The 21,950-nt window shown below is 37.1% G+C and carries 22 protein-coding genes, 1 other RNA gene and 1 pseudogene; 8 read left to right on the forward strand and 16 right to left on the reverse strand.

All coding sequences use genetic code 11. The annotated features are described in order from the left end of the window. Positions 1-83 precede the first annotated feature (83 nt). Positions 84-203, forward strand: coding sequence for a DUF4027 family protein (locus NKR74_RS21935; RefSeq protein WP_141525022.1), 120 nt, complete (start codon positions 84-86; stop codon positions 201-203). Between the two features lie 306 nt (positions 204-509). Here NKR74_RS21935 and NKR74_RS21940 read toward each other — a convergent pair whose 3' ends face one another. Next, the gene (locus NKR74_RS21940) at positions 510-845 is read right to left on the reverse strand and encodes a zinc ribbon domain-containing protein YjdM (RefSeq protein ID WP_098308947.1); all 336 of its coding nucleotides are present in this window, start codon (positions 843-845) and stop codon (positions 510-512) included. Positions 846-1,269: 424 nt separating this feature from the next. On the opposite strand from NKR74_RS21940, the gene NKR74_RS21945 reads away from it, so the two are divergent. Both NKR74_RS21945 and NKR74_RS21950 read left to right on the forward strand, forming a co-directional pair. Next, positions 1,270-2,211, forward strand: coding sequence for a hypothetical protein (locus NKR74_RS21945; RefSeq protein ID WP_253630836.1), 942 nt, complete (start codon positions 1,270-1,272; stop codon positions 2,209-2,211). Positions 2,212-2,331: 120 nt separating this feature from the next. After that, positions 2,332-3,363 (forward strand): hypothetical protein, encoded by a 1,032-nt coding sequence (locus NKR74_RS21950; RefSeq protein ID WP_253630837.1) that lies wholly within the window; start codon positions 2,332-2,334, stop codon positions 3,361-3,363. 22 nt (positions 3,364-3,385) lie between these two features. On the opposite strand, the gene NKR74_RS21955 is transcribed toward NKR74_RS21950, so the two are convergent. Further along, positions 3,386-3,874: a hypothetical protein gene (locus tag NKR74_RS21955; protein WP_253630838.1), complete on the reverse strand. Its 489-nt coding sequence runs from the start codon at positions 3,872-3,874 to the stop codon at positions 3,386-3,388. A gap of 290 nt (positions 3,875-4,164) precedes the next feature. Between NKR74_RS21955 and NKR74_RS21960 the strand changes: the two genes are divergently transcribed. Further along, positions 4,165-4,872, forward strand: coding sequence for a hypothetical protein (locus NKR74_RS21960; RefSeq protein ID WP_253630839.1), 708 nt, complete (start codon positions 4,165-4,167; stop codon positions 4,870-4,872). Between the two features lie 247 nt (positions 4,873-5,119). Continuing rightward, the gene (locus NKR74_RS21965) at positions 5,120-5,551 is read left to right on the forward strand and encodes a hypothetical protein (protein ID WP_253630840.1); all 432 of its coding nucleotides are present in this window, start codon (positions 5,120-5,122) and stop codon (positions 5,549-5,551) included. A gap of 277 nt (positions 5,552-5,828) precedes the next feature. Here the strand turns inward: NKR74_RS21965 and NKR74_RS21970 are convergent, their stop codons facing one another. Both NKR74_RS21970 and NKR74_RS21975 read right to left on the reverse strand, forming a co-directional pair. Continuing rightward, positions 5,829-5,987, reverse strand: a complete 159-nt coding sequence (locus NKR74_RS21970) for a XapX domain-containing protein (RefSeq protein WP_098308487.1) — start codon at positions 5,985-5,987, stop codon at positions 5,829-5,831. Positions 5,988-6,349: 362 nt separating this feature from the next. After that, entirely contained in the window at positions 6,350-8,458 is a 2,109-nt protein-coding gene (locus NKR74_RS21975; protein WP_253630841.1) for a GW domain-containing glycosaminoglycan-binding protein, read from the reverse strand. 236 nt (positions 8,459-8,694) lie between these two features. Here NKR74_RS21975 and NKR74_RS21980 point away from each other — a divergent pair, with 236 nt between their 5' ends. Next, the gene (locus NKR74_RS21980) at positions 8,695-8,793 is read left to right on the forward strand and encodes a YjcZ family sporulation protein (protein ID WP_098308481.1); all 99 of its coding nucleotides are present in this window, start codon (positions 8,695-8,697) and stop codon (positions 8,791-8,793) included. A gap of 651 nt (positions 8,794-9,444) precedes the next feature. Here the strand turns inward: NKR74_RS21980 and psiE are convergent. Further along, on the reverse strand, positions 9,445-9,849 hold the full coding sequence (gene psiE, locus NKR74_RS21985; RefSeq protein WP_253630842.1) for a phosphate-starvation-inducible protein PsiE: 405 nt from the start codon (positions 9,847-9,849) through the stop codon (positions 9,445-9,447). Positions 9,850-10,351: 502 nt separating this feature from the next. On the opposite strand from psiE, the gene NKR74_RS21990 reads away from it, so the two are divergent. Next, positions 10,352-10,879 carry a DinB family protein gene (locus NKR74_RS21990; protein ID WP_253631197.1) on the forward strand — a complete coding sequence of 176 codons (528 nt, stop codon included), beginning with the start codon at positions 10,352-10,354 and terminating at the stop codon, positions 10,877-10,879. 25 nt (positions 10,880-10,904) lie between these two features. Here the strand turns inward: NKR74_RS21990 and NKR74_RS24210 are convergent. Continuing rightward, a pseudogene (locus NKR74_RS24210) lies at positions 10,905-11,017 on the reverse strand (carboxylesterase); the annotation flags it as partial. Between the two features lie 136 nt (positions 11,018-11,153). Beyond that, a complete protein-coding gene (locus NKR74_RS21995; protein WP_253630843.1) occupies positions 11,154-11,714 on the reverse strand; it encodes an NADPH-dependent FMN reductase in 561 nt (186 codons plus the stop codon). Positions 11,715-11,788: 74 nt separating this feature from the next. On the opposite strand from NKR74_RS21995, the gene NKR74_RS22000 reads away from it, so the two are divergent. Next, positions 11,789-12,880: a low temperature requirement protein A gene (locus tag NKR74_RS22000; RefSeq protein ID WP_253630844.1), complete on the forward strand. Its 1,092-nt coding sequence runs from the start codon at positions 11,789-11,791 to the stop codon at positions 12,878-12,880. A gap of 547 nt (positions 12,881-13,427) precedes the next feature. Here the strand turns inward: NKR74_RS22000 and NKR74_RS22005 are convergent. The 9 genes from NKR74_RS22005 to eno form a co-directional block, all read right to left on the reverse strand. After that, positions 13,428-13,940 carry a DinB family protein gene (locus tag NKR74_RS22005; protein WP_253630845.1) on the reverse strand — a complete coding sequence of 171 codons (513 nt, stop codon included), beginning with the start codon at positions 13,938-13,940 and terminating at the stop codon, positions 13,428-13,430. A 492-nt stretch (positions 13,941-14,432) separates the two neighbouring features. Beyond that, positions 14,433-14,794: a transfer-messenger RNA gene (ssrA, locus tag NKR74_RS22010) on the reverse strand. 127 nt (positions 14,795-14,921) lie between these two features. Continuing rightward, positions 14,922-15,389, reverse strand: coding sequence for an SsrA-binding protein SmpB (gene smpB, locus NKR74_RS22015; RefSeq protein ID WP_098308470.1), 468 nt, complete (start codon positions 15,387-15,389; stop codon positions 14,922-14,924). Between the two features lie 73 nt (positions 15,390-15,462). After that, positions 15,463-17,769 carry a ribonuclease R gene (gene rnr, locus NKR74_RS22020; protein ID WP_375337709.1) on the reverse strand — a complete coding sequence of 769 codons (2,307 nt, stop codon included), beginning with the start codon at positions 17,767-17,769 and terminating at the stop codon, positions 15,463-15,465. Positions 17,770-17,915: 146 nt separating this feature from the next. Then, entirely contained in the window at positions 17,916-18,656 is a 741-nt protein-coding gene (locus NKR74_RS22025) for an alpha/beta hydrolase (protein WP_098308466.1), read from the reverse strand. A 147-nt stretch (positions 18,657-18,803) separates the two neighbouring features. Beyond that, entirely contained in the window at positions 18,804-19,037 is a 234-nt protein-coding gene (secG, locus tag NKR74_RS22030; protein WP_098308464.1) for a preprotein translocase subunit SecG, read from the reverse strand. A gap of 102 nt (positions 19,038-19,139) precedes the next feature. After that, on the reverse strand, positions 19,140-19,829 hold the full coding sequence (locus NKR74_RS22035) for an LrgB family protein (protein WP_253630847.1): 690 nt from the start codon (positions 19,827-19,829) through the stop codon (positions 19,140-19,142). Further along, a complete protein-coding gene (locus NKR74_RS22040; RefSeq protein ID WP_098308460.1) occupies positions 19,826-20,194 on the reverse strand; it encodes a CidA/LrgA family holin-like protein in 369 nt (122 codons plus the stop codon). The genes NKR74_RS22035 and NKR74_RS22040 overlap by 4 nt, the downstream gene beginning before the upstream one ends. 446 nt (positions 20,195-20,640) lie before the next feature. After that, positions 20,641-21,933 carry a phosphopyruvate hydratase gene (gene eno / locus NKR74_RS22045; protein ID WP_098308458.1) on the reverse strand — a complete coding sequence of 431 codons (1,293 nt, stop codon included), beginning with the start codon at positions 21,931-21,933 and terminating at the stop codon, positions 20,641-20,643. Positions 21,934-21,950 lie beyond the last annotated feature (17 nt).

Here is a 21,950-nt window from a genome sequence, read left to right on the forward strand (position 1 = left end):
GCTTCTCTCAATCTTGAGGTGAGGGTTTTACTGCCCGTTAATGCGGGATAAAGCTAGAGGATATGACAAAGGAGCGGATTCTCATGAACGAAAATCAAGATTTATTATTCACCCAAATTGTTACTGGTTCTTGCTTAGGTGGCTTTGTATTATTATCTTGTATTGCTTGTTTTATAAAAATCGTTCATCAATTTTTCATGTAATAGCACTTATTTTTAACAACCGCTTAAAGGAGTTAGACACTGCAATGTTTACAAACTTTTATTCTTCGATAGTTAGTCATTTCAACAAAATGATAAAAAAGAAAACAGATTAAAAAGGATTACCTCTTATGAATACAAGGTAATCCTTTTAAGTTTCTATAAAGTAAAACTTCCATTCGGAGGTGCTTTTCCTTCGAATGGTTAGTTGAACCAATCGGGCTTTTACGGGCACCTAGCTTCTTCGCTTTTCTCTGAATCTCGAGGTGGAGGTCTTACTGCCCGTTAATGCGGGATAAATGCTTTACTTTATACCTTTTTAACAAATTCAGATTTTAATTTCATAGGTCCGAAACCATCAATTTTGCAATCAATATCATGGTCGCCATCAACTAAACGAATATTTTTTACTTTTGTACCGATTTTTACGACTAGTGAAGTTCCTTTTACTTTAAGGTCTTTGATTACTGTTACAGAATCACCATCGTTTAAAACATTTCCGTTCGCATCTTTAATAACCTTTTCATCTTCGCTACCTTCAGTTTCTAAGCTCCACTCATGTGCACATTCTGGGCAAACAAAAAGGACTCCATCTTCGTACGTGTATTCTGAATTACATTTTGGGCAATTTGGTAAATTCGACATAATTCCATTTCCTCCATCCGTTATTGTCATTCTAATATATAAGAATTGGATTTAATTTCCTTTTTATAAAAATATAGGTCGTCCTTATATACTTTTATATACTGCCATAGTCTTCTTATATTGACAACCTCTCTTCCAACTCCCCTTTACATGAATGTGTACACTTACTAAACCCCCATTTGAAAGAGCTTTACTATCCTTTAAATGACTTTATTGTCACTATACAAATTTATGTGCTCTTAAATTATTTTTGTTTCTTAAACATCTAAAATTACACTTAAAACAATGTGATTATATGAATTTTTTTAAAATATCACAAAAATAAAGGGGTACTTATCCATACCGCACTTTCCAATTTGCTTCTGAATACAATGAAGAAATCTGAAAGAAAGGAGAGAACATATGAGCAGCAAAGAAGAAAGGTGTGATAGAGAAAGATGTCGTAAAGAAAAATGCGATTGCGATAGAGAAAAGTGCCGCAAAGAAAAATGCGATTACGATAGAGAAAAGTGCTGTAAAGAAAAATGCGATTGCGATAGAGAAAAGTGCCGCAAAGAAAAATGCGATTGCGATAGAGAAAAGTGCCACAAAGAAAAATGTGACAGATGCTGTAAAGAAAAGTGAGAGTGTGATAGAGAAAAGTGCCGCAAGGAAAAATGTGACAGATGCCGTAAAGAAAAGTGCGATTGCGATAGAGAAAAGTGCCGCAAAGAAAAATGCGATTGCGATAGAGAAAAGTGCCACAAAGAAAAATGTGACAGATGCTGTAAAGAAAAGTGAGAGTGTGATAGAGAAAAGTGCCGCAAGGAAAAATGTGACAGATGCCGTAAAGAAAAGTGCGATTGCGATAGAGAAAAGTGCCGCAAGGAAAAATGTGACAGATGCCGTAAAGAAAAATGCGAGTGTGATAGAGATAGACGCCATAGAAAAAAAGACATTTGTCCACCTATTGGCTTTTGTCGAAAATGTTTCAGATCTAGGTGTGATTGTCACTGCCAAGAACAAGAGCAAGAGCAAGAACAAAATAATCGACAACGTACTGAGCAAGAAGGACCTGAACAAGAACAAAATAATCGACAAAATACTAGGCAAGAAGGACCTGAACAAGAACAGGATACTCAACAAAACGCTAAACAAGAAGGACCTGAACAAGACGTCGAACAAGAACAAGATACTCAACAAAACGCTAAGCAAGAAGGACCTGAACAAGACGTCGAACAAGAACAGGATACTCAACAAAATGCTAAACAAGAAGGACCTGAACAAGACGTCGAACAAGAACAAGATACTCTACAAAACGCTAAGCAAGAAGGACCTGAACAAGACGTCGAACAAGAACAGGATACTCAACAAAACGCTAAGCTAGAAGGACCTGAACAAGACGTCGAACAAGAACAGGATACTCAACAAAACGCTAAACAAGAAGGACCTGAACAAGAACAAAAACAAAATAATCGACAAAATGCTGAGCAAGAAGGACCTATTGTTGACCAAGAACAAAGGACAAACACAAAAGCAACATGAGCAACAAACACAAACATTAGGAGACCAGCTCCAAGCGCAAGGACAACAAACTATTCAGGGGCATACAAATGACTCCCCGTTAAACAATACCCAAACCATCTCCACAAATGTAGGTGGTGTTACCGTTAATGTGAATTTAGAATGCGAGTGCAATGAAAAGAAAAAAGATCGAAAACATAATCGAAAAAAATATGGTTGCAGCTTTGAAGACTGTGATTGTAAGTTTAAAGAACACGATTGCAGTGAAAAGAAAAAAGATCGAAAACATGATCGAAAAAAATGTGAGTGCAGCTTTGAAGACTGTGATTGTAAGTTTAAAGAATGTGAGTGCAATGAAAAGAAAAAAACTCGAAAACATAATCGAAAAAAATGTGGTTGCAGCTTTGAAGACTGTGATTGTAAGTTTAAAGAATGTGATTGTTGTACTGCATCTTTATCCGCATTATTGCGCATGATACAAAATGCCCAAACTACGATTCCTACCCCCGCAGATAAACAGATAAACATCTATGTAAATACAACGACTCCGCTAGAAAACCCGATTCCAAATCCGGTCATTACTAATGTAAATGATTGTGCAACTGTAACATTTAAAAAGGCACATCTAAATACACCAATTCTAAATACAACCTTACAAATAAATAAAATTACAGGTATTAGTGCCGTTAACAATCCAGTTTTTGATTTTCTACTTGCTACAACTAACAATTGCGACAGCATAAAAAAAGAAACTGAACACTGTGATTGTAAACGTAATTGTAAAAAATATTGTTCCCACACGGTGGGCACAGAATTAGAAGCAACTTCAAATTTCGGATTGAAAATAAACCTGCTCGTTGAAGGGTTTCCTTCCATCATTGACAATATCTTTGTATTAAAAGTATGCGATTGTCTTGCGTTTTTTGTAGATAATCTTACTACACCAACAACCATCTACGTATTTTCTATATGTTCTATTGTTGGTTTTACTGTTCCTCCACAAACTTTAGGATAAAAAAGAGAGTGATGGATATCTCCTATTCATCACTCTCTTTTTCCTTCGGAAGTATATTACGAATTTTCTTCTTACTGATTTCAGGTTTTTTCTCTGCATCTGCCTCTATTGATACAGAAATCGCATCCTCTTTTTTCTCCATTTGTTCTATGTCCATCCGAATTTGATCTTTTATATCCATAAGTATAGCTTGTAAGCCTTCCTCTGTTTGCTGTAAGATTTCCTGCTTATTTGCAATATCCATGTTACGAATGTTCCTTTTCATCTGTGATTTTTGTAATTTTAAACTCATTTTCAAATCACCTAAAACATCCTTGATAAGTGTAGAAATCTCCTTTTCTAATTTTTTCGCCTCTTTAGAAAGCGGATTGGATGGCGGATTCGTACTAGAGGTGAATACACTTGAATGTTGTGTATTACTTGACTGGTGTGTCTCACTTGAATGCTGTGTACCATTTGGTTGTTGTATATCACTTGACTGGTGTGTCTCACTTGATTCTTGTGTTCCCATCATTCACACCTCAATTCAAAATAGTTCTCAATGCCTAACATAATGTATGCAAGAGGTAAGAAATATGGAACTAGGAAAACAGCAGCACAAATGAGTCGAAAAATAAAGTGAAACTTTAATCAGTGGGGGGGTTCTTCATCCCCCACTGATTATTAGTTGAACCAATCGGACTCTTACTGCCCAAAAGTAGCAGGATAAAAACATTTAAATGCATATGCAAACAAATTCATTGCATCTTATATATATTATGTATACAGACATTATAAAACGTTTCATTTAGAGGTGAAAAAATGACTTCTAATAAAAAAAAGCTATACACTACTAACAAATCTGGCTATACGTATCAAAGTGATGATATTCATTATAATAGTCAATACTTTAGAGAGCACTTTCCAAATTTATGTGATAATCAAAATAATGATGCAAGATTACAAAATGGTACTAATCTACAAAACAACAATCAATTTGTAGACTCGCAAAATACAGTCATGGCTAAAATTTATACGACCACTTTAGCTAATACATTACAAAATGCAGTAGTGGTGTCAAAATCGATCACTCATCCGTCTAAAAAAATTGAAATCAGTGGTGGTGCACCCCTTATTAGCGCAAATGCCGCTGGACCTTCTCCAAGTGCGCACTTGATAGTTTCATTTAAAATAGCAGGTCTTGACGATAATATGACGACAACAGCTACTGCAAGCGCTGATGTAACTGCAGTATACGCTTGCATAAACAGGAGCGGAAACTTCCCTAACGATCTGAAAAAAGCTGTAGTAAGCGGACCCGTTAAAGCATCTGTGAGATTTACATCCGGAAAAATTGAGCAAGTTACTCGAACCCTTACAATATATTTACCTGCACTAACATTAGAATGCCCTCTAGGACAAGAAATGGTTCTTGTATCGGCTTCCTACACGAATGTTCAAGTTTCAGAACCCCATACCGGCACAGTATCTATTGAGGGAATATTCGAAAGAACAAATTTTGAGATATAACGGAAATGAAGTGAAACTTCCATCGGTGGGGATCTTACTGCCCACGAATAGCGGGATAAAAAGGGAGATAATCCAATTATAAAAACCACTGTATGTACAGTGGTTTTTATAATTGCGAAAGTACGATATCCATCTCTGTTTCACTCATTATTTTTTCTCATACACTTAAAATTTTCCACTCTTGTCCCTTTCGTTCTTCCTCGTACAGGCATATATTGAATTATCATGAATAAGGGGATGAGATTTCATGACGAATCAAAATTTTAAGACGAATGCACAATTTATTAATGCCAGTGCCGCTGGACCTTCTTCAAGCGGGAACCTGTTAGTTTCATTTCAAATAGCAGGTCTTGACGATAATGTGACGACAACGGTTATTGCAATGGCAGATGCACTGGCAGTATACGCTTGCATGAACAGAGATGGAAGCTTTTCTAGTAATACGAAGAGAACTGAAGTTAGTGGAACCCTTGAAGCATCAGGAGAATTTACCTCAGGAGGAAATGGACAAATTACTAGAATGCTTACGCTAAGTCCACCTGCAGCAACATTAGAATTCCCTGGAGGACAGATTATGGTTCTTGTATCAGTTCTCTACACAAATATTGAGATCTTCGAACCCGATGCAGGGGTGCAATTTACCCCGGGGACATTCGAAAGAACATTCTTCGAGATATAATAGAAACGAAAAAAATATCCATTTCACTACCGATATCAGTGATTATGTAGAAAAAGAGACTCTTTAAGGTCTCTTTTGTTATTTTTCCGTACTCTGTGCATAGAAAAAACACCTCTGACAGTAATTTGTCAAAGGTATTAGCAAATTATTTATATTAACCAAGACGGCCATTGTTGATTTGGAGATATTTCTATTTAAAGCATTAACTAAGGTATTTACGTATTTCACACTTACGATAAGAACCTCGAACCCGCCAAAGTTCATTTTACCGCCTAACTTAACCTAAAAAAAATTGAACTAACTTCATTCCACCCCATACACCAATGATTCCCATGATTGCTGAGAAAACCGGGGGTGCAGGAATCGGGAGTTTTAACAGAGTAAATATGATTCCTACGATTAATCCTGCGAAAGTTGACATTATGATTTCATGCATGTTACCTTCCTCCTGTTTGTTTCATGTGCTGTTTTTCTCTAATTTATAAATCATATATTGAACCCAAATAATCGCTAACACAGCTTGTATTAGCATTCCCTAAAATAGGATATTTTTCATACGTGTTGAGTTATTATTAAAAAAAGGATAGAACAGGCAGTATGTAACTGCTTGCATCTATCCTTTTCTTTCCCTTTATATAAAGTGAAACTTCCATCAGTGGGGGTTTTCTTCATCCCCCACTGATGGAAAGCTCTCACCAATCGGGCTTTTGCGGGCAGTTGTCCCCCACCTATCTTACTCGTTTCTTTCTTCATCTTGAGGTGGGTATCTTACTGCCCGTTAATACGGGATAAACCTCTTCAATAATTTCCTAACTCAGATTCAGGACTCTGAATGATCACCGGATTTTTAGCTGGATCTAGCCACTTCAATATAGAAATAACGTCTTGCTGATCCGTACCAGTACAACCATTTGTATACATATCAGAAACATGGAAGAAGATTGCACTTCCGGCACCTGGAATTCTGTCTGTATTATAGTTAATGACAAATCCATAATTATAAGCAGATATATCCATCCTTTCAGCACTGTTCCATTGTCCCTGCGTCGCACTGCGAGACTGCCACGTGTTATAGAGAGCACTGTTCGAATCATCAACCCAAACGTCATCCGACGTAATTTGACGGAATGGTAATTTTGTACCTGGGTTGCCATAACGACCAAATGCCGTACCAATAGAATATTTTCCCCTCGGCGACTGCACAACATTCTCACTCATTTTCGATGCAAATCCATCCCGGCCAATATGCCCATTAATATCTAACAGCTGCTTCCAAGCACCATTTACACGTTCAAACGTACGAATACGTGCTAAGTTTGTTCCGTAACCATTCGTTGTAACTACAATTAATTGGTTATTATCATCAACTGTATGGAAACTATCTGCAAGTGTGATTCCACCTAGGCTAACCGCTCGGCTATCGAGCCATCCAGTGCGGCCGTTTTGCTCAATTTGGTACCACGTCACCCCGTTATAGGTTGCAGATTGTAATAAATTCAAGTTTTGATGTACAAAATCCGCTGCAGAACCAACATAATTAGCATGCTGCATTCCATAAGGCTTCGTCCAGACCGCATTACCTGCTGCATTGCTCACATGTCCAACTTTGTTTAAAGGTTGAATATTCGTTGCACTAGAAATTGCATTTACATCAATCCAACCTTCTTCGTGACCATCTACTTTAAAATAATACCAATGCACCCCATCTTTATCTAAGCTGCGGGTAATCTGAATCGGACGACTATCATAATTATTTGCAAAACCAACAAAGGATGCACCATTTTCACCATAAGGTGCACTCCATACTGCATGACCATCCGTATCTCCAACAAGTGCGATTCGATTTTCATCTTTTATATTCGATATCGTTTTCGTAAATACTCTCGCATCTACCCAACCCAATACTTTGTTGTCTACCATAATTTTATCCCACGTAACCGTTCCTTTCGTGGCACTTTGTACAACCTGTACGTTTTGATAGCTATAACTATTGGTAGAATCAACCCAACTTGCGCCATATTCGCCGTAAGGAGCGCTCCATATTCCGTCTCCTTTCGTAGAAAGACCCATTACAGCAGAGTAATTTTCATCTTTTACATTCTGTAAATCTGAAACTGCCTTCTCTCCATCAATCCAACCTAGCAGTTTGCCATCTTTCATCACATGATACCATGTTACATTCCCTCGCGTTACAGTCTTCACCACTTGAACTGTTTGATAGGCATAATCATTGGTGCTTCCAATATACTTAGCACCTGTGACCCCATAAGGCGTTGTCCATATACCATTGTTATAAGTACTTCCGATTGTAACCGTAAAATTGGCATCTTTTGCTTCCCCAGCATTATCTAACGCCTTTTGATCTATCCAGCCGATTACCTTGCCATCTACGCTAAATTTATACCACTGCACACCGCCATATGTAGCACTTTCTACCAACTGAATATCTTGGTAAGCGTAAAGATCCGTTGAACCTAAATAATTCGCACCCGATACACCGTATGGCATCGACCATACACCATTGACTGCCGTTGCCCCCATCACAGCAGTCTGATTAATCGTTTGGATATTTTTCAAATCACTTAGCGCGCGGCTATCAAGCCATCCGATTACTTGACCATTTATACTAAATTGATACCATACCACATCATTTACAATCATCTTCTGAACTAGCTGAATCTCTTTACCCGAATAATCATTCGTAGACCCTACATAACTAGCACCCGTTAATCCATAAGGAAGCGTCCAAATGGAATTTCCTTTCGTCCATGCCACGATTTGATTCTCTTGTACGCTAGTCGCAGGAGGATTATCCGCTGCTTGAACTGGAAGTGCAAAAAGTAGTAAAGCTCCTCCTATCAGCACAAAATTTCGATACAATCTGGAATACAACTTCTTATTTTGCAAACTCTGCTCCCCCCGAATGTCTTTCCTATATGTATGGAAGTTTTTTCTCCTATTCTATCATTATCCATACAAAAGGAGGAAGAGGTATCATCTCGCTTCGAACAAAATTCAGCAACACCGACTTCAACATAAAGACTTGCACTGTATATACGCTTATAACATATACTGAATTTGAATCTGCCGTAAGCAAATATGTCCCACTGTTTTATCTCCTTATTTATAAAGGAGGAGTCAATATGGGTTTTGGAGCTGGTTGTGGTTGTTTTGGAGGCGGATTCGCCTTATTAATTGTGTTATTCATCCTGTTAATTATAATTGGATGTAGCTGTTTTTGAGGCGGATTCGGCTGCTAGAAAAAACCAACCAACAATACCTAAAATAAAGAGTCCTATTTATAATAGGACTCTTTATTTTGTTCAATTTTATTTTTTTGCAACCTTTCAGCATTTTATCTATTGTTGATGACAATGGGAAAATCTAAGCTCTTAGGTTGATGAGCATGTATGGGGCTCCCTAAAATTACACTTTGATAAGTTTAGCTTCATAGACATAGGAATAACCCGAAATTATATGAATGGATAAAGGGTATTCCCTATCCAGAATGCTTTTTAGTGATGTTTAATTTGAGGATACGATATACCGATAGGAACGAAAAAGAGCTTTAGTATGCCCGATATACAACTCCATTTTTCGGGAAAATTTGACATCCATATTATGTGTATTGTTTAATATGAAAATTAAAAGAAATTACAGTTTAATTGTTTGAGCACTTTTTACATCAGCAAACCATTGCCCAAGTACATGATTATATGGAAGAAAATAAATCCTCAAAGGAGTATAGAACTATTTCTAATAAAGTGAAGTTTCTATTAGTAGAGCCCCCACTGATAGTTAGCACACCTAATCGGGCATATACAAACAGTAAGACCCCCACCTCGATTTTCTTTGAATCTCGAGATAGGGGTCTTACTGTGCCGCGGAGTAAATCAATCTTTCTTCAAATCCCTTAAATTAGAGAGATATAAAGCAACAACTAAAATGAGAATAGAGCCTGCATACAATAATGTTTCAAATGGTTCTTCATGAGAAACAATAATTAATCGAATTAAGGCTGTAATTCCTATGTAAATAAAATAACGCAACGGAAAATGATAATTCGATTTGAAATATTTAATAATCAATGCAATAAACTCAAAATATAAAAAGTAAACAATAATGCTTTCAACTAGTTTATACGGTGTGTATTTTTTTGATGAAAATACGTACTGTATAAATGTGAATGTTTCATTGATTAAAAAGATAGATAGAACAAGGGATAATATAATAAGAGCTATATTTAATATCCACTGTAAAATATTAGCAATGTAATAATCGACTTTAGATCTTTGCATTTCATCTAGCACTCCTCTCTATATGTAAATTATGCTAATACATTATAGCAAAACTGCTTCACTATACAAAAGGTGACAATTTATTAATTACTATACACAATTAATAAAATATGAATTGTACAATTGTTTAACTAACAACTCTTCCTTACAATTTTAAGAATCATAAGCTCGCCAAAAATGCATCCTATTATATCAAGACTTGGATAGAAAAGATAAAATGAAACTTTAATCAGCCCTCCCCAATCGGGCTTTTACGGGCAGTTTATCTCCCGCCTAACTTCTTTACTTTCACTGAATTTTGAGGTAGGAATATTACTGCCCACGAATAGCGGGATAAAAATCATCACCATATCTCAAAAAAGAAATTAAAGTAATTATTGTAATAAATGTTCACCAAAAACTAATGTATAATAATGTGAATGATTTACAACTTTTTAAAGGGTTGTATGAAGATGATTTTTTGGAATATACCTTTGTATCATTAGCGAGAGGGGGAAATTATGTGAACTTTAATGTAAATGAAGCTGTTGAGATTCTTGATCGTACACCACAAACATTGGAGTATTTTTTGTCTGGTTTATCTGATGGATGGTTGCACTGCAATGAAGGGGAAGGAACATGGAATGTCTCTGAAGTGATTGAACACCTCATTGAGGGGGAGAAAAACAATTGGATACCGCGGCTAGAATTTATTCTCCAGGAAGGTGAAAGTAAACCTTTCCCTCATTTTGATCGTTTTTCCCACTTAAACAATAAATCTCAAGGATCTATTGAAGAAAAATTATTTGAGTTTAAAACAATTAGAAAACATAACATAACCAAACTTACATCACTTATTGATTCTGAATTACAGCTTGAATTGACGGGATACCATCCTGCATTTGGTGTAGTGAAGGTAAGAGAATTGATTTCAACATGGGTTGTTCATGATTTAACACATATTTCTCAAATCGTTCGTGTTATGTCTGAAAGGTACAAAGAAGACGTTGGCCCATGGGATGCATATTTAAGTATATTAAAAAAGAAATAACAAAAATCATCGATTCCTGATACATTTCCATTAAAAATTGATTCAATTCTTTCGTGCGAAAAATAAGATTTCCTTCATCAAAGACACCTTCAGCAACGCTGCGAAAAAACGCTCCATCCCATGCTCTAATACATTCCCTCATACTCTTAACAGCGAAGAATCGTTCGAAATCATTCTACCAATATTACTGCCCGTTGATGCGTGATAAATCGTATTCTGTTCCTCACGTTCCATGAAGAAAGAGAAAAGGGGCATTAAAATTTTGCCCCTTTTGTTAATCTAGAACAGGAGTGTGATCAATCCACTGAATAAATTGTTGTAAATAACGCTGAAGATATCGCTTTGTTTTTTCGTCAGTAAGCACTTTTTGATCGGAATCAATCTTTTCATGTACTTGCGAAATCAGCATTTTTTGAAATGGAAGAACATGAACTTGCATGGCTTCTAGTATTTGTCTGATTTGCATTTGAGCAAAGGCGGTACCTAATCCGCCAGGAGTTGCTCCAATTAAGCCAACTGGCTTTCTACTAAGAACGGAGGATTTCGAAGGTCTTGATGCCCAGTCCAACGCATTTTTTAACGCACCTGGAATGCCGGAATTGTACTCTGGACTAACGATAATAATACCGTCAACTTCTTGAATAGATGACTTAAATGATGTTACTACTTCTGGATCTCCGCCTACTTCTAAATCTTCGTTAAATAGAGGAAGCTCTTTTATCTCTATCCAACGAAATTGGACAAAATCACTCATATCTGTCAATGATTGAGCAATGATTCGATTATAAGAATTTTTTCTTAAACTGCCGCAAATAAGGCCAATCGTTCTAGTCATTTAAATTACCCTCCTTGTTCGAAGTTACCTTTCATGATACTATACTCTATCAAATATGGGAAGGAGTGCTAAAAATGGAAGAAAAAAAGGTTACATGGTTAGAACTTTTTTATGACCTGTTATTTGTAGCAGCAGTTGCAACTACTACTCAAGTTCTAGTTCATGTTGAAAAAGGGTATATTCATCCAGAATATTTATTAAAGTTTGCTCTCATGTTTATCCCGATATGGTGGTCTTGGACTGGACAAACAATGTTTACGAATCGGTATGGGCAAGATTTTTTACATCAACGTATATTTATGATTCTTCAAATGTTGTTTGTTCTTATTATGACATCCAGCTTATCGGTAAATTTTGATCAATACTACCTCTCCTTTCTTATTGGTTATATTGGATTAAGAGCACTAACAGCTATCCAATATCTTGTTGTTCAAAAGATAGAAGAAGGTAATCGAAAAAAGGTGGCTCGCTTTTTAGGAAGAGGTTTTTGGCTTGGAATCATAATCTCATTTTCTTCTCTCTTTTTTGATTCATGGATTCGATACGCCTTGTTATATGCAGGAATTATTGTGGATATTATTGTACCTATTTTCGGACGCAAGTATTTGGTGAAAGCACCACCCAATACAGCTCATTTATTAGAACGGTTTGCTTTATTGACATTAATCCTTTTTGGAGAATCGGTCGTCAGCACCGTTTCTGTGCTGCAGCCGCAAAAAGGGGATTGGCATTCAATCTCATTTTCGTTTATTTCATTTATCCTTATTATTTCTATGTGGTGGCAGTATTTTGATAATGTAGAAAAGAAAGTAGATAAATCAATCCAAACAGCCGGCCAAATCATTATTTACGGTCATTTGTTTATTCTAATGTCTTTAAGCATGATTGCTGCATCTATCAAGCTGCTGTTTTTACAAGAGGTTCGTTATTTGTTTATCATGTATTTTGTATTCGGTTCTGTATTACTCTATTTCATTGCAACTTCTATTGTTTTTCATCAATACAGATATGAAAAACATCGTTTGAAATATTATCATTTAGGGCTATTTTTAGCGATTTTAGCCATCTTTTTTATTATTAATTTAATAGTAGTAGTTCCGAACATTGTCATAATAGGAGAATTAACCTTGTTCTTTATCATCTATGCTAAATTAACAACGACTTAATAAGATTCTGAAGTTTTTATGAGGTTCATGAGGGAAAGGAAAATTTATTTGGATAATCATATTTAAAGGGAAAAACAATGCAACTTTATTACAAATGATTAAACTTTTCTTTAAAGATGCAAATACACATTCTCTCCCCACAACCCTTCCTTACAAATTTAAGATATAACACTTTGCCGTAAACTAAAAGAAGCATAAGTTGGCCAAAACGGCCATCTTATGCTTCTTGTTACACACAATGTGACTTTACCCATAAAATTGCCGCTAAAGGAAGCATAACTTTGCCGGAAATCACATGTTTTTGAAGAGATTTAGTTGATTATTCGAGGAAAAAGGAAGCATAACTTTGCCGTGGATTAATTATTAACCCATAAGCTTGCCGTGAATGCTGTTGGTTTGTAATAAAGTTTGATCATTTTTCTACCTGTGTTTGCTCAACAATCGCGCCCTATTCCAGAATTACTCAGGTCGTTGAAAACCTTATTACATTAGCACTCTTTTAATTGAAGAATTTTTATAAAAATATACAAGACCCCAAGACGAGTAATCATGAAGTTTGGGGCATGAATAGGTAAAGTCCATAATCTTGCATCACGGAGGTGTGTCCCATTTGCCGTAACATGGTAGCTATATTCCCACGATGATAAGATCCGTGAGTGACAACATGTAGCACCAATTCAGAAACAGAAGTTTCAAGCAACCCAGCATAGGGGTTATCAACTACAATCACCTTGTCGATATCTTCTTGACTGTTTAGAAGTGCTTTGTAACGTTCAGATAAGTCTAAAAAGATCTTTTTCATTTCCTCAATACTTTTTGTTTCCGCCTGTTCTCTTAACTGATCTTCATGCGCCAATGCTTCATCCATGCTTTTACCTGAAATAATGTCAAACCATGTGTAATCTGAGGCATAAATGTGAGACAACACCTTTGATATTGAAGAAAAACCTGTTTGAATTTCCTTATGATAAATGTCTTGCGGAAGTTCTTTTAAACGATCAATTATAACTCCATTTGCCCATGCGTGGTAGTCGTACATTTTTAATGTGGGATACGTCATTTTAAATTCCCTCCTTTTTTCATTATCTTTTATTTTTTAATTGATACCTAATGATAAATAACTTACTTACAAATTTTGGAGGTAAATATAATTATTCTGCTTTAATTACAAAAATCCTTTTACAACTTAACTGCAGTTAGCTGATAAGCCTTATTTCATTAAATGGCCCTTTAGTGGAGTAACTTTATTGCTACTCAACAGTTCCTTAATCCGCCTTTCAGTTCAGATCTTCTTTTCACTATAAAAACATCCCTTTAGATAAACAGATCCAAAGGGACAAAACATCGCAATTTTTTTATAAACGTCTCGACTTTATTCAAAACATCACGTCTTTTTTATAAACACCGTGACTTTATTTAAAGCGACATTAAAAATATTCTTCAAATCCTGGAAGCATAAGTTTGCCGCAAACAAAAAGAACCATAAGCTTGCCGTTCCGGCAAACTTATGGTTCATATCACACACAAAATAAAAAAACCACCAAATATGTATTGGTGGAGACGGTGGGAGTCGAACCCACGTCCAAAAGTATCGGCACTTAAGCTTCTACGAGTGTAGTCGATATATTAGCATTTCGCAAATTCTTCGGCCTATCGACAGGCTTCCGAATTGCTAGTCTGGTTGTTCTCTTCCTTTGTCCTCAGACGGTGAACTCCGGCGTAGCCCACTTAGAGTGAGTCCGCTACCCTACCACATGGGCGATGGAGGGGCGAACCGCTAAAAGCTGTTATTAAGCAGCTAAAGCGAAGTTGTTTTGTTGTTTGCCAGTTATAGGCTTTGACGTTTTAACGAGGCCGATCCCCTCGACTCGCAACCTAAGCTCGAACTACCCCTGTCGAATCCGTAACGTCCCCATATAAGAAATGGAGCATACGAAGTATATTCGTGATAGCTGCTATTGAGCTGTTTTTCAATGTTCAACTGGCCTTACATTTGTTATTATAGCATACGTTCGCTATTTTGCAATTGTAAATTTTTGTATTATGCTTTTTGACGATCACGGAATGCACGTGCAATTTCGCGCTTTGCTTCCTTCTCTTTTAAATCGTGGCGCTTATCATATTGCTTTTTACCTTTACCTAAACCAAGTTCCATTTTCGCAAATCCATTTTTTAAATAAATTTTAAGCGGCACAAGCGTATAGCCTGTTTCTTTTGTATACCCAATAAGCTTTAAAATTTCTCTTTTATGAAGAAGTAACTTTCTTGTACGAAGCGGATCATGGTTAAAACGATTACCTTGTTCATATGGACTAATATGCATATTATGTACCCATACTTCACCATTTTGCACACGTGCAAAGGCATCTTTTAAGTTTACACGACCTGCACGAATTGCCTTAATTTCCGTTCCTTGAAGGACAAGACCTGCTTCGTATGTTTCTTCAATAAAATAATCATGATATGCTTTTTTATTTTGTGCGATGACTTTTCCTTGACCTTTTGGCATCTCGATTGACGCCTCCCTTCATTTTTACCATTGTAGCAAAATATGAAGAAAGAAGCCATATATGGCTTCTTTCTTACTTACGTTTTTTCTTTTTCTTCTTAAAGTTCGGTGCATTTTCAAAGAATGCCTTTTTCTTTTTAACACCATTTCGTTTTCCATTTCCATTTCGGTTTGACTCGTTGTCTTGTCCACCGCGATTATTTTCACGGCCGCCACGTTTTCTTCTATTTCCTTTTGGCTGCTCAATGACAACAGGACGATCTTTTCGTTGTCGCTTCACATTGCCTTTCATACCGACAATTTCAAAGTCAATCGCACGCTCATCTTTGTTTACATTCACAACGCGAATCGTAATTTCATCGCCAATACGGAAGACGTTTCCTGTACGTTCGCCAATCATCGCAAAATGATGTTCGTCATAACGATAATAATCATCCGTTAAATAGCTGACATGAACAAGACCTTCAATTGTATTTGGAAGCTCTACGAACAAACCGAAGTTTGTTACAGAACTAATCATACCATCGTATTCTTCACCAATTTTATCAAGCATGTACTCTGCTTTTTTCAGTTCATCCGTTTCACGCTCTGCTTCAACAGCACGGCGCTCCATGTTGGAAGAATGCTCGGCAATATCCGGTAAGTTTTCACGCCACTTCGCTTGTGTTTCACTATCGATTTTTCCGTTAATGAGATACGTGCGAATCAATCTGTGCACAATTAAATCTGGGTAACGGCGAATTGGTGATGTGAAATGTGTATAAAACTCTGTAGATAAACCAAAATGGCCGATACTCTCTGCATCATAACGAGCTTGCTTCATGGAACGAAGCATAACTGTCGAAATGACAATCTCTTCCGGCTGACCTTGTACCATTTCAAGAATTTGTTGAAGCGCACGCGGATGTACTTCGTTCCCACGACCTTTTACCGCATAACCGAAGTTTGTAATAAACTCAAAGAAACGCTCTAATTTATCTTCTTTTGGATCTTCGTGAACACGGTACATAAACGGTACGTTCATCCAGTGAAAATGCTCAGCGACTGTTTCGTTTGCTACAAGCATAAATTCCTCGATTAACTTCTCAGCTACAGAACGATCACGCAAAATCACATCAGTCGGCTTCCCTTCTTCATCCACTAGCACTTTTGCTTCTTTGAAGTCAAAATCAATTGCCCCGCGGCGCATACGCTTTTCACGTAAAATGGCAGCCAATTTCCCCATCTCTTGGAACATTGGTACTAACGGTTCATAACGAGCCATTAATTCTTCATCTTCATCGTCTAAAATTCGCTTCACATCTGAGTATGTCATGCGCTCCGTCGTTTTAATAACGCTTTGGAAAATTTCATGACTCACTACTTCCCCTTGATCATTAATTTCCATTTCACAAGATAATGTTAAACGATCTACTTTTGGATTTAATGAACAAATTCCGTTAGACAAACGATGCGGAATCATCGGAATTACGCGGTCTACAAGATAAATACTCGTTCCTCGTTCAGCTGCTTCGCGGTCAATTGCAGATCCTTCCGTAACATAATGACTTACATCCGCAATGTGTACACCGAGCTTGTAGTTACCATTCTCAAGCTTCGTTACTGTAACCGCATCATCTAAGTCTTTCGCATCCGCACCATCAATTGTAACAATTGTTTGGTCTCGTAAATCACGGCGCCCTTGTAAATCGTTCTCATCAATTGTTTCTGGTACACTGTTCGCATGCTCCATTACATCTGCCGGAAACGCAAGCGGTAAGTTATGCTTATGGATAACTGATAAAATATCAACGCCTGGGTCGTTTTTATGACCAAGAATTTGAATAACTTCTCCTTCTGCACTTAAACGATCTTGCGGATAGCTCGTAATTTTAACAACGACTTTATGTCCTTCTACTGCACCCATAGAAGCATTTTTTGGAACGAAAATATCGCTCGTCCATCGCTTATTGTCAGGGAGAACAAATCCAAAATTTTTCGATTCTGTATATGTACCAACTAATTCTTTTGTTCCGCGTTCTATAATCCGAACAATTGTCCCTTCCTTGCGTGAACCGCTTGATTCCGAACTAATACGTGCTAATACTGTATCACCGTGCAGTGCACCCTTTAATTCTGTTGGCGGAATAAAAATATCATCTAACCCTTTTTCCTCAGGTACGACAAACGCAAATCCACGGGCATGTCCAATTAGTTTACCGCGCACTAAGTTCATCTTTTCTGGAAGACCATAGCGGTTACTTCTTGTTCGAACAACAAGCCCTTTTTCCTCCATAATGACAAGTGCTTTCACAAACTCTTTAAAATCCGCTGCATCTTCAATGCCAAATGCTTCTTCTAATTCTTGCACAGTAAGCGGCTTATATGCTTCTTCTTTCATAAACGATAACAATTTATCGATGTTTGCTTGAATGATTTCTTCCAAGTACAAAAACCTCCTTTTAAATCCTCGTATTCTATAGTCTATCCGAAAACATAACCATGTATAAATGATGTTTTTTTATGTAAAAAAGAGGCAACTAGATCTTACCAATCTAGTTGCTCCAAGAAGTTATATACATCTTCGTGCAGCTCATCACGCTGTTTATCCAGCGTAATTACATGCGTGGAATCTTCGTACCATTTCATTTCTTTTAAATTTGACTCTACACCGTTATAAATAATGTTTGCGCTATCTGTATTAATCATTTCATCATGACGTGCTTGAACGACAAACGTCGGTGCATAAATCATATCAATGTTATTGCGTACATCACGAATTAAACCTTGCAGTGCTTTTAATGTGTTCATCGGTGTTTGTTTGAATTCAAACATCTCTGCTTCAATTTGCTCTGGTGATTTACGCTCACGTTTTTTATATTCGCGCGCATATGCTAATATACCTTGATACATGATTTCTTCACTCTTAATGTACATCGGTGCACACATTGGTACAACTCCAATAATCGGCATTGTATAAGCAAGTTTTAACGAAAAAACGCCGCCCAGTGATAAACCAACAGCTGCAATCTTTTCATATCCTTTATCTTTTAAATGTTGGTACGCTGCCATAACATCTTTCCACCAGTCTTCTGGACCTGTGTGTACAAGTTGCTCCGGCGGTACACCATGACCTTTATAAATCGGTGCATGACATGTATAACCTTTTGTCTCTAAATAACGTCCGAGCATACGAACATCTGCAGAGTTCCCTGTAAATCCATGTAATAGTAAAACTGCACGTTCTCCCGCTTCAAATGTAAACGGTTTTGGGGATGCTAGCTTCATTTTACGTTCTCCTTCTCTTCCTATAATGTAATCTTCATATATGGTCTATTTATAGTTTATCATAGTTTCTTTTCCATAATCTAATTAGAAACTTTTTTGCTTAAAGTAAAAAAAAGATTCAACCCGAAAAAGGCGAATCTTTTTATTTTATACTTGTAAGTACGTAACAGCAAATGTTAATACAAAAAATAGTATAGAAACAACAACTGTAATGCGGTTTAATATAGCTTCTATTCCGCGTGCTTTTTGCTTACCGAATAATTGCTCTGCTCCGCCGGAAATTGCACCGGATAAACCAGCACTCTTACTAGATTGCATTAATACAAGTACAATCAATAACAGTGATACAATAATAAGTAAAACTGATAAAAACGTATGCACTTTACATGCCTCCTAAAGTTTCGATTACTTTAAATGTATCATAAAATAATTGGAAAAGCGAGAGCGTCTCATGGACTCTCACTCACCGAATACTTCACCACGTTAAATAAAAAGCGCCGCAAACAATGGACCAAGTATACATGTTAAGATTGCTGTTAATGTCATTGTTACTGATCCAATTACACCTTCATGCTCATTATTTTTCATCGCACGCATAACGCCCATAATATGAGACGCACAGCCAAATCCAATTCCTTTTCCAACAGAATTTGTCACTCTGCTCCATTTTAATAAAATAGGACCAGAAATGGTTCCAGATATTCCTGCAACTACTACGAAAGCTGCAGTTAAAGATGGTACACCACCAACTTCTTGTGACACACTCATGGCTACTGGCATTGTTACTGACTTTGGTAAGGAAGATAAAATTAAGCTTTTATCCGTTCCCATAATTGTGGCAATTATCATATCACTTGCAATCGCAACTATCGTTCCCACCAATACACCACCAGCAATTGGTACAACATACTTCTTCAAAACGCCGCGTTGTTTATATAGAGGGATTGCAAATGCTACCACACCAGGACCAAGCAATTGCGAAATCCAGCCCCCGCCGCTTTGCATGTATTGTTGATATGGTATATCAAATACGACTAACAACAAGATCATTAAAGCTGTTGCGACAAGCATTGGAACTGTAAACGGTGTTGGAATCCATTGATAAATCTTCTTTGACAGTTGATACATTAAAGCTGTTATAATAATCCAACCAATTCCGATGACTATACTCATTGTGTCTCTTTTTCCTTTCTAGTCGCAAGATATTGTCCTGTATGTCCTGCTACAATAATAATTAAAAACGTACTCGCGATAATAGTAATACACAGCGAAATACCTTTATTCATAAAAAAAGAACCATAATTCATTAAACCAATGGTTGCAGGAATTAATAAAAATGGCATAAGAGCCATCAATGTTTCTGCTCCTAATTCAAACCATTTTACTGGAAGGACTTTTAAACCAAGCAATATGAGCAACAAGAACATCCCTATTAAATTCCCTGGAATTGGGATGTGCAGCGCTTCTTGGATCCACGTGCCAATCATATTAAACACGTAAAGTGCTGCTACTTGGACAATAATTTTTGTGAATTTCATCTGTCTATCATCCTTCATTATACGATTCTTTATACTTTCTATATTTATCATAGTATAAATTGTAAAAACCCGCAATTTCCCGAATTGACAAGCAAAACCGACCATGGTATGCGCTTACAATGGTATTTTTACTGTATTTGTAAACGTAATTAGGAATGAAATGAACTTATCGTAGCATAAAGTTTATATTTTCAGACTTTTCGAGAGGATACTAGAGGTGAGAATTTGACCGTAAATAGCAGGATAAAGTGAAACTTCCATCAGTGGGGGTTTTCTTCATCCCCCACTGATGGTTAGTTGAACCAATCGGGCTTTTACGGACAGTTATTCCCCACCTATCTTCTTTGCTTCTCTCTCAATCTTGAGGTGGGGGCTTACTGCCCGTTAATGCGGGGGAAAAATAAAACCGGCCGTGATTTCTCACGGCCGGTTTTTATATTCTACAATTATTTTTTAAGGTTGTAGAAAGATTTTAAACCATCGTAAACAGCGATTTCGCCTAGTTCGTCTTCGATGCGTAATAATTGGTTGTATTTCGCAATACGGTCAGTACGGCTCATAGAACCAGTTTTGATTTGGCCAGCGTTAGTTGCAACTGCGATGTCAGCGATTGTAGCATCTTCAGTTTCACCAGAACGGTGAGATACAACTGCTGTGTAACCAGCACGTTTAGCCATTTCGATTGCTTCGAAAGTCTCAGTTAAAGTACCGATTTGGTTAACTTTAATTAAGATTGAGTTAGAGATACCTTTTTCGATACCTTCAGCAAGTTTTTGAGTGTTAGTTACGAATAAGTCGTCACCAACTAATTGAACTTTTTTACCAAGACGGTCAGTTAATAACTTGTGGCCATCCCAGTCGTTTTCGTCTAAACCATCTTCGATAGAGATGATTGGGAAGTTCTTGCAAAGATCTTCGTAGAAATCAACCATTTCTGCAGAAGTCATGCTGCGACCTTCACCTGTAAGATCATATTTACCAGTTTCTTTGTTGTAGAACTCAGAAGAAGCAACGTCCATTCCTAAGAATACGTTTTCGCCAGCTTTGTAACCAGCTTTTTCGATTGCTTCGATGATTACTTCTAATGCTTCACGGTTAGAACCAAGGTTTGGAGCGAATCCACCTTCGTCACCTACTGCTGTGTTAAGACCTTTGTCATGTAATACAGCTTTTAATGCATGGAATACTTCAGCACCCATACGGATTGCTTCTTTGAATGTTGGAGCACCAACTGGTAAGATCATGAACTCTTGGAAGTCTACGTTGTTGTCAGCGTGAGAACCACCGTTGATGATGTTCATCATTGGAGTTGGTAATTGTTTTGCATTGAATCCACCAAGGTAACGGTATAATGGAAGACCTACATAGTCAGCTGCTGCGTGAGCTACTGCCATAGATACACCAAGGATAGCGTTAGCGCCTAATTTACCTTTGTTTGGAGTGCCGTCTAATTCGATCATAGCACGGTCGATTCCAGCTTGGTCAGTTACATCGAAACCAACGATTTCTGGAGCGATAACTTCGTTTACGTTATTTACTGCGTTAAGAACACCTTTACCAAGGTAACGAGATTTGTCACCGTCACGTAATTCTACTGCTTCGTATTCACCAGTAGATGCACCACTTGGTACTAATGCGCGTCCGAATGCGCCGCTTTCTGTGTATACTTCTACTTCTACAGTTGGGTTACCACGAGAGTCTAAAACTTCACGAGCATAAATATCTAAAATTGCTGGCATATTATTTCTCTCCTTTT

Source organism: Bacillus sp. 3103sda1 (assembly GCF_024159135.1).
Taxonomy (GTDB): domain Bacteria; phylum Bacillota; class Bacilli; order Bacillales; family Bacillaceae_G; genus Bacillus_A; species Bacillus_A rhizoplanae.

What these genes read in the sequence shown, in the direction of transcription:
- NKR74_RS21935 (WP_141525022.1), top strand. Translation starts at nt 84, where the DNA reads ATGAACGAAAATCAAGATTTATTATTCACCCAAATTGTTACTGGTTCT.
- NKR74_RS21940 (WP_098308947.1), bottom strand. Translation starts at nt 845, where the DNA reads ATGTCGAATTTACCAAATTGCCCAAAATGTAATTCAGAATACACGTAC.
- NKR74_RS21955 (WP_253630838.1), bottom strand. Translation starts at nt 3,874, where the DNA reads ATGGGAACACAAGAATCAAGTGAGACACACCAGTCAAGTGATATACAA.
- NKR74_RS21960 (WP_253630839.1), top strand. Translation starts at nt 4,165, where the DNA reads ATGACTTCTAATAAAAAAAAGCTATACACTACTAACAAATCTGGCTAT.
- NKR74_RS21965 (WP_253630840.1), top strand. Translation starts at nt 5,120, where the DNA reads ATGACGAATCAAAATTTTAAGACGAATGCACAATTTATTAATGCCAGT.
- NKR74_RS21970 (WP_098308487.1), bottom strand. Translation starts at nt 5,987, where the DNA reads ATGCATGAAATCATAATGTCAACTTTCGCAGGATTAATCGTAGGAATC.
- NKR74_RS21980 (WP_098308481.1), top strand. Translation starts at nt 8,695, where the DNA reads ATGGGTTTTGGAGCTGGTTGTGGTTGTTTTGGAGGCGGATTCGCCTTA.
- psiE (WP_253630842.1), bottom strand. Translation starts at nt 9,849, where the DNA reads ATGCAAAGATCTAAAGTCGATTATTACATTGCTAATATTTTACAGTGG.
- NKR74_RS21995 (WP_253630843.1), bottom strand. Translation starts at nt 11,714, where the DNA reads ATGACTAGAACGATTGGCCTTATTTGCGGCAGTTTAAGAAAAAATTCT.
- NKR74_RS22000 (WP_253630844.1), top strand. Translation starts at nt 11,789, where the DNA reads ATGGAAGAAAAAAAGGTTACATGGTTAGAACTTTTTTATGACCTGTTA.
- NKR74_RS22005 (WP_253630845.1), bottom strand. Translation starts at nt 13,940, where the DNA reads ATGACGTATCCCACATTAAAAATGTACGACTACCACGCATGGGCAAAT.
- smpB (WP_098308470.1), bottom strand. Translation starts at nt 15,389, where the DNA reads ATGCCAAAAGGTCAAGGAAAAGTCATCGCACAAAATAAAAAAGCATAT.
- rnr (WP_375337709.1), bottom strand. Translation starts at nt 17,769, where the DNA reads ATGAAAGAAGAAGCATATAAGCCGCTTACTGTGCAAGAATTAGAAGAA.
- NKR74_RS22025 (WP_098308466.1), bottom strand. Translation starts at nt 18,656, where the DNA reads ATGAAGCTAGCATCCCCAAAACCGTTTACATTTGAAGCGGGAGAACGT.
- NKR74_RS22035 (WP_253630847.1), bottom strand. Translation starts at nt 19,829, where the DNA reads ATGAGTATAGTCATCGGAATTGGTTGGATTATTATAACAGCTTTAATG.
- NKR74_RS22040 (WP_098308460.1), bottom strand. Translation starts at nt 20,194, where the DNA reads ATGAAATTCACAAAAATTATTGTCCAAGTAGCAGCACTTTACGTGTTT.
- eno (WP_098308458.1), bottom strand. Translation starts at nt 21,933, where the DNA reads ATGCCAGCAATTTTAGATATTTATGCTCGTGAAGTTTTAGACTCTCGT.